Raw genomic sequence first — 4,586 nt, 5'->3', positions numbered from 1 at the left:
GGACGTCGGGCAGGTGCTCGACCCGTACCGTCCGGGACACCGCTGGGCTGTGGTGGAGGCGCCGGCGGATGACGCCTCTGCCGCCGGGTGCTTCACCGATCTGTACGACAGGTACATCAGCGGAAGCGAGCTGCGGTCAAACTGCTCAGCCAGCAGGTCGTCGACCGCCACGGGACAGCCCGGCCTTGCTCACAGCAGACCTATGAACACCGCTCGATCGCCGTTCCGTTCGGCGGGTGCACGGAACCGTCGAACGTCAAAGCCGGTGGTCACGCCTGCCCAATCCGCTTCCAATGTGCCGGCTGCGGCTTCTATCGGCCAGACCCGTCCTACCTGCCCGCCATCGAGGATCACGCGAACAGCCTGCGGGCTGACCGCGAACGCGCAAGGGCCATGGACACCGCAGCCTTTGTCATCGACAACATCTCCTCCGAGATCACCGCCTATGACGAGATCGCCGAGAAAATGCGAGGCCAACTCGCCGACCTCCCCGCTGAAGAGCGCGCGGAGTTGGAGGACGCCGCGGTCATGCTTCGTCGGCTCAGGGCAGGCGGTGACCGCGCCCTCCTGCCAATCACCGTGATCAACCGCCAGGAGGAGAAGCCGAGATGACACCCCGCACCCCCACTGAGGTCCTCGCGGCCTCACGCCGCCGCACGAGCATCATCAAACGCCAGCGCGTCCTCGACGTACTTCAGCAGATGCTCGACGAGGGCCGGCAGATCACGTTCAGGGAAGTCGCCCGACAAGCGCGGGTCTCAACCTGGCTTGTCTATGCAGAAGGGGTCCGGGAGCGGGTCCAGGCCGCCGTCGACAAACAGGAGGCTAGTCCCGTTCGCTCCCGCTCCGACGGGCGGCTCGCCAGCTCAGCAGGACTCAAAGCCGACCTTGCCATGGCCAACGAGGAGATCAAAGACCTCCGAGACAAGTGCCAGCGGCTTCAGGCCGGCATGCGGCAGAACCTCGGCCACCAACTCGACCAGATCACCCAACGGCCGCTGGCAGAACGCATCACCGAGCTCACCGAGGCCAACCGGAAGCTTGAGGCGGAGGTCGCAGAGCTGCGGCCGCTGAAGGCAAAGATCCGCGAAGCAGAGACCGACTTGGCCGCCGCGCGAACCAGCCTCCGCCAAATGATTCGGCGCCAGAGTTGACGAGCTCGATTGACGCCACGGACCTCACGTCGCTCACAACCGCAGAGCACACCTGACCTGCACTCACGACAACGAGATCTAGATAAGTCCGTCGGCTGCCAGGTAGTACGAGTCGGACAGCCGTACCGGGTCGATGCTGTCGGCCGGCACGAACGCCACGATCTCGATCGCCTTCGCAGTCGGCGGCGGCTTGGCGGCGAGTTCCTCGTCGGTGACCTCGATGACCTGGTCCCGGGAGGTCTCGTAGCCCTTGCCGATCTGGTCGTCGCGGAGCTGTTGGCCGTCGATCTCGCACACTTTCTGGTAGCGGACGCGGCCCATGTCTGCCTGGTGGTACTGGTGGAACGAGATGGAGTGGTTCTCGGTCGCGGTGACCACCTTGATGGGGATGGTGACCAGCCCGAAGCTGATCGCGCCGGACCAGATCGCGGGCATGATGCGCCTCCCTGCCTGCGGGTTCCATGCTATGGCGCGGAGCGGCGGGAGGCATCCGGATGCATGCACGCCCGGAGAATGCGGATCCGCCGCCGTGCCGGACACCCACCAGGTGCCCGGCCTTGGCGCGGCGGGTGAGGCTGCGGGGAGTGCCGGGTGCGGAGCCGTCGCTCAGTCTCCGCCCCGGGTCATCAGCGCTCGCCCTGGAGGCTGGTGCTGCCGCAGTTGGCGATGGTGGCGAAGGCGTAGGCCTGGATCATGGTGGTTTGGAGACAGACCTTGGAGGTGGGGCCGACGAAGGCGCTGATCAGGTCGGCGTCCGGGATGGCGCCATCGGTCAGCCGTGCGGTCGGGACGACGTTGTAGACGTCACGGGCGTACGGGAAGGCGGTGTTCAGCTTGCCGGCGACGCGCGGCGCAACGCCGTTCACCCGAGAGAGGACCGTGACACCGTGACGGTCCGGCACCACACCGCTGGTCTGGGCGATGTACTGGGTGATGGAGTACGGGGCGAGGTGACCGGGGTCGGTCAGGACGGTACCGTCGTTCACTTGGACGGTGCCGTCGACGCATGAGCCGGGCGTCGTGACACCGATCTTCTCCAGGAAGAAGGTGCGGGTGCCGGAGCCGGCCTGCGGCAGCAGCGGCTTCAGCGTGATGGTCACGGGGCCGGTCGCCGTCGAGTAGGTGCGCGTGAGCGCAGAGGGAACGCAGGTATAGATCTGGGCGAGTTGGGCGGTGGTGAAGCCCACACCGTCATTGAGGAGGCTGTCCGAACGGAGCGCGACAGTCACCGCGTCCTTGGCGAACGGGATCCACGTCAGACGGGTCGTGGAGGTGTCGACCGGGCCCCGGGAGGAGCGGGCCACGTCGATGCAGTTCTTGGTGGTGCTGCCGGGCAGGGCCGAGAGGTCGGCACGCAGTGCTTCGATACCGGCCGAGGAACTGTTGGGCCGCTGGATGGAACAGTTGACGGCGCGGGTCTTGATGGGCGTGGTGCCCGTCGTGCCGTACGAGGCGATGAGCTGGTTGTCCGGAGTGTTGTTCGGGTCGAGGACGACTTCGCCCAGGCGGCTGATCACGTCCTGGGTTGTGTCGGAACCTACCGCGACGAGCTGGCGAAATTCCGCCGCGCCGGTCCCTGAGTTGATCGGGTCGGCCGACGCGGGTGCGGCCAGCAGGCTCAGACCGAGAGCGGCGGCGCCAGCAACGGCAGCCAGGCGAATACGGAACTTGACGTTCACTTCTGTTCTCCTCCGTGCGTACGGATGGCAAGCAATGGACGATCAAGCGGAATCCGAATTCCCGCGCTGACGGCCCGTCGGCCGACACCTTGAACGGTCCCGTATGCTCCCGCCGGAGAACCACCAACTCCCCTGGATGAAAAAGTTACGAAGGCATCTCCTAGGGGACACCTACACGGGTGCCGGCCGGAGGGGGCTTGCTACCCCTCCCCGGGCCCCCGCTTCTTCTTGAGCTGCTGCCCGTGACGCAGCCGTTCCTGCTCCTGCCGCTCGGCAAGCAGCGTGTTCCAGTCGCGCGAGAGTTCAATGAAGCCGGAACGTTCGCGGGCCAGCTCCCACAGCGGGTACAGGCCCGCGGCGGGCCATGCGATCCACCCTGGCCAGTCCAGAATGCGCAGCGGAACGTAGAGGGCCGCCGCGAGCAGCAGGTACTTCGGTACGAGGGTGCTGAAGTAGCCGCTGTTCGATTCGATATGGACAGGGCCCTGCTTCAGTCCACCCATCCCGTTTCGCGATCTCAATCTCATGTCCCCCCTTGGCTGGTAAGCCATCATGCCGCCGTTCGACGCGCGCATGTATGGGGCGCAGCCGCACACGCGTGCGCCCGCTCCCATGAGGAGGGCGGGCGCGTGTTATCTGGCCGTTACAGCGCGGGTTCGTACTGGACCGCCTGAACGTCCGGAACAGCTGATGAGTGGCACTGAATCGGCCCGGGACGCCCGCGTGGCCCGGTTGCGCCAGTCAGGCAAGCGGACAGCGTCACCAAGACCACTCGCGCGCGGAACGCTGTCCGTGACTTGCTCGCAGCCGGACAGCGGATCTCCTTCGCCCGCGTCGCCCGGGAAGCGAACGTCTCGACCTGGTTCGTCTACAACAGCCCCGAGGCCAAGACCGCGATTCGGGACGCGATGCACGAGCAGACCCATCACGGGGTAGAGGCAGCCGCGGTACGGGTGGCGACAGTGAAATCCACAAGGGCTCCAATCAAGCTGACGACCGTTCACACCACGCTCTGGGTGGGCGGTGTCTTCCTGGCGACCGCCTTCCTGCCCGTGTTCCTCTCGCCCGTCCGCACCCGGCGCGAACTGCCCGAACAGAAGACCCAGGAAGCGGCGCCGGTGGCAGCGCGATGAACCTTCGTGCGGCCGGACCCCGGCGCCTCCTCCGCCTCGACCACTCAGCTCCCTTGCTGCGGCTCTGATCCGGGCGGCTCCTCTTCGCCCTGCGTTCGTTCGGTTGTTGTCATGTACTTTCGAGGAAGTCTTTCACGAGGGGTGTGGGGTGGAGGGCGAGCTTGTTCCTGAGTGTCGTGAGGATGCCGGTTCCGCGTGAGGAGGCGACGCCGCCGAGGGTCTGCACTGCCTGGGTGGCGATGTGTACGGCGGCGTCGAGGTCGCCGAGTGCGAGGTGTGCGTCGGCTTCGCGGGTCAGGCGGAGCGCGGCGGTGCGCGGGTGGGGCTGATCGTGTGTGCTGCTCTGGTGGGCGGCGGCGATGGCTGCGTGGTGGGTGAGGGCGCGGCGGGGGTCGTGGAGGTCGAGGGCGTTGGTGGCGGCCCAGCCGTGGAGTTCGTCGCGGTTGATCCAGTAGACGCAGGCGGGTTCGTCGTCCGGCCGGCCGGCACGCTCGTAGGCGTCGAACATGGCGTGTTCGGCGCGCTGGCTGGCCAGGGTGTTCCCGGCGCGTGCGTGGGCGCGGGAGGCTCGTGCGTGGAGGACCGCGGTCATTCGGGGCGAGCCGGTCCGGGCGGCGTGG

At 67.0% G+C, this 4,586-nt stretch carries 5 protein-coding genes and 2 pseudogenes; 3 read left to right on the top strand and 4 right to left on the bottom strand.

What is annotated here, in order from left to right; translation table 11 throughout:
- The first annotated feature begins 393 nt into the window (after positions 1-393).
- The gene (locus GA0115259_RS39875) at positions 394-612 is read left to right on the top strand and encodes a hypothetical protein (RefSeq protein WP_176732387.1); all 219 of its coding nucleotides are present in this window, start codon (positions 394-396) and stop codon (positions 610-612) included.
- On the top strand, positions 609-1,154 hold the full coding sequence (locus GA0115259_RS00815) for a DUF6262 family protein (protein WP_237539667.1): 546 nt from the start codon (positions 609-611) through the stop codon (positions 1,152-1,154). The genes GA0115259_RS39875 and GA0115259_RS00815 overlap by 4 nt, the downstream gene beginning before the upstream one ends.
- 81 nt (positions 1,155-1,235) lie before the next feature.
- Here the strand turns inward: GA0115259_RS00815 and GA0115259_RS00810 are convergent.
- From GA0115259_RS00810 to GA0115259_RS00800, 3 genes and pseudogenes are all read right to left on the bottom strand, one after another.
- Positions 1,236-1,589, bottom strand: a pseudogene (locus GA0115259_RS00810) (Ku protein); the annotation flags it as partial.
- A gap of 191 nt (positions 1,590-1,780) precedes the next feature.
- Entirely contained in the window at positions 1,781-2,833 is a 1,053-nt protein-coding gene (locus GA0115259_RS00805; RefSeq protein ID WP_093589282.1) for a type 2 periplasmic-binding domain-containing protein, read from the bottom strand.
- A 200-nt stretch (positions 2,834-3,033) separates the two neighbouring features.
- Positions 3,034-3,336, bottom strand: a complete 303-nt coding sequence (locus tag GA0115259_RS00800; protein ID WP_093589279.1) for a hypothetical protein — start codon at positions 3,334-3,336, stop codon at positions 3,034-3,036.
- A 201-nt stretch (positions 3,337-3,537) separates the two neighbouring features.
- On the opposite strand from GA0115259_RS00800, the gene GA0115259_RS00795 reads away from it, so the two are divergent.
- Positions 3,538-3,966 carry a DUF6262 family protein gene (locus GA0115259_RS00795; RefSeq protein ID WP_256097862.1) on the top strand — a complete coding sequence of 143 codons (429 nt, stop codon included), beginning with the start codon at positions 3,538-3,540 and terminating at the stop codon, positions 3,964-3,966.
- Between the two features lie 109 nt (positions 3,967-4,075).
- On the opposite strand, the pseudogene GA0115259_RS00790 reads toward GA0115259_RS00795, so the two are convergent.
- A pseudogene (locus GA0115259_RS00790) lies at positions 4,076-4,586 on the bottom strand (transcriptional regulator); the annotation flags it as partial.

It is taken from the genome of Streptomyces sp. MnatMP-M17 (assembly GCF_900091995.1).
In the GTDB taxonomy this organism is placed as follows: Bacteria; Actinomycetota; Actinomycetes; order Streptomycetales; family Streptomycetaceae; genus Streptomyces.
Note: the sequence above shows the minus strand (reverse complement) of the source record. Positions and strands in the feature narration are given on the sequence as shown.

Coding starts and splice junctions, on each gene's coding strand:
- GA0115259_RS00800 (WP_093589279.1), bottom strand. CDS start 3,336: ATGGGTGGACTGAAGCAGGGCCCTGTCCATATCGAATCGAACAGCGGC.
- GA0115259_RS39875 (WP_176732387.1), top strand. CDS start 394: ATGGACACCGCAGCCTTTGTCATCGACAACATCTCCTCCGAGATCACC.
- GA0115259_RS00815 (WP_237539667.1), top strand. CDS start 609: ATGACACCCCGCACCCCCACTGAGGTCCTCGCGGCCTCACGCCGCCGC.